General features: G+C 45.8%; 1 tRNA gene. It reads left to right on the forward strand.

Annotated features, from left to right (window positions below):
• The first annotated feature begins 293 nt into the window (after window positions 1–293).
• Window positions 294–368: transfer RNA gene (locus EXT48_RS23550), tRNA-Gln, on the forward strand.
• The last annotated feature ends 119 nt before the right edge of the window (window positions 369–487 follow it).

The raw sequence follows: 487 nt of genomic DNA on the forward strand, positions 1-487 counted from the left end.
CGGAATTGGTAGACGCGCTGGATTTAGGTTCCAGTATCTTCGGATGTGAGAGTTCAAGTCTCTCTTTCCGCACCATGTTCTTTCAAGTAGAACTCAAACTCTTGAACTTACCTCTATTGCAGGGTATCGTCTCGACACGAAGTGGAAGCGGTAAGGTAGCCTAACTCAAATCTGGGCTTAAATAAGGTTTGAACTTACCTCTATTGCTGGGTATTGCCTCGACACGAAGTGGAAGCGGTAAGGTAGCCTAACTCAAATCTGGGCTAAATAAGGTTTGAACTTACCTCTATTGCTGGAGTATCGCCAAGCGGTAAGGCAGCGGGTTTTGATCCCGCCATTCCCAGGTTCAAATCCTGGTACTCCAGCCATCTCTCTTTGAGATGTTAGCTAAAAATAAAATTTCTACTGTGCGGAAGTGGCGGAATTGGTAGACGCGCTGGATTTAGGTTCCAGTATCTTCGGATGTGAGAGTTCAAGTCTCTCTTTC

Origin of the sequence: Pseudoalteromonas sp. CO348 (assembly GCF_004208845.1) — a bacterium.
Lineage (GTDB): Bacteria > Pseudomonadota > Gammaproteobacteria > Enterobacterales > Alteromonadaceae > Pseudoalteromonas > Pseudoalteromonas maricaloris.